Genomic DNA, 1,568 nt, shown 5'->3' on the forward strand with positions numbered 1-1,568 from the left:
CCGGCTTGGGCGACCGGAGGGCACGGGCCACCGGCAGGTTGGGCAGCGGCTGCTCAAGGTCCACGACGTCGACGGCGTTGGCCACGAGGCGGAAGCGGTCGCGCATGTCGGACAGCGCCACCACGACGCCGGGGCCGGCATCGGTGTCGAAGACCAGGCGGACGGGATCTTCCTTGCCGCCGATGCCCAGCGGGTGGATTTCCACGCGCGGCTTAGCGGCAGTCAGGGACGGGCAGACCTCCAGCATGTGCGCGCCCAGGATTTTCTCCTGGCCCGGGACGAGGTGGTAGGTGTAGTCCTCCATGAGCGAGGCGCCGCCGGGGAGCCCGGCGCCCATGACTTTGGCTGCCCGGACCAGGATGGCAGTCTTCCAGTCGCCCTCGGCGCCGAAGCCGTAACCGTCGGCCATGAGGCGCTGCACGGCCATGCCCGGCAGCTGGCGCAGTGCGCCGAGGTCTTCGAAGGACGTGGTGAAGGCGGCCGAGCCGTTGGTCTCCAGGAAGCTGCGGAGCCCAAGCTCGATCCGGGCGCTGTAGCGCAGCGACTCGTGGCGTGGGCCGCCGGCACGGAGCTCGGGGGCCACCTCGTAGAGCTGCTCGTATTCGGCGACGAGGGAGTCGACGTCGGACTCTGCCGCGCCGTGCACGGCGTCGGCGAGTTCATTGACGGACCAAGTGTTGACCGAGACGCCGAAGCGCAACTCGGCCTCGGTCTTGTCCCCTTCGGTGACGGCGACATTGCGCATGTTGTCGCCGAAACGGGTCAGCTTGAGGGTCCGGACGGCCGCCCAACCCGCCGAGGCGCGCTGCCAGGATCCGACCTGGCGGGACACCTCGGGGTTGGACACGTGGCCGACGACGGTTTTGCGCGGGATGCCGAGGCGGGACTGGATGTAGCCGAACTCGCGGTCGCCGTGCGCGGCCTGGTTCAGGTTCATGAAGTCGAAGTCGATGTCCGCCCACGGCAGTTCCACGTTGGCCTGGGTGTGCAAGTGCAGGAGCGGCTTCCGGAGCAGGTCCAGGCCCTGGATCCACATCTTGGCCGGGGAGAAGGTGTGCATCCACGCGGTCACGCCGATCACGGCGTCATCCGAGTTGGCATCCAGGGCGGTGCGGCGGATGGCGTCCGAGTCCGTGAGCACGGGCTTCCAGACGATTTTCACCGGGACGTCGGCGGAGGCGTTCAGCGCGTCAGCGATGTCTTGGGACTGGGCGGCGACCTGCTTGAGGACGTCCTCGCCGTAGAGGTGCTGGCTGCCGGTGAGGAACCAGACCTCGAACTGCTCAAGGGACGTGTTGTTGGCGTTGGACATGTTTTCTCCTGCGGATGGTGGGGGGCGACGACGGCTTCGCGGCCTGGCGGCCTGGTTTTGGGCCTGGCGGCCCGGTTTTGGGCCTAGCGGCCCGGTTTTGGGCCTAGCGGCCGTAGACGTTCTGGTAGCGGGCGTAAAGCGAGTCGATCTGGGCCGGGTCGATCGGCAGGGGTTCGCCGAGTTGCCGGGAAATATGGACGGTCCGTGCCACTTCCTTGCACATGACGGCGGCTTTGACCGCCGAGCGGGCATCCTT

Annotated in this window: 1 protein-coding gene and 1 pseudogene; both read right to left on the minus strand. The window is 68.0% G+C overall.

Translation table 11 applies throughout. The features are described from left to right. Positions 1-1,312 (minus strand): L-arabinose isomerase (gene araA / locus LQV45_RS31280; RefSeq protein ID WP_230011239.1); only part of this gene is annotated, 1,312 nt, incomplete at its 3' end. A 103-nt stretch (positions 1,313-1,415) separates the two neighbouring features. Then, positions 1,416-1,568 (minus strand): annotated as a pseudogene (locus LQV45_RS31285) (L-ribulose-5-phosphate 4-epimerase); the annotation flags it as partial.

This window comes from Microbacterium sp. Bi128 (genome assembly GCF_918698205.1).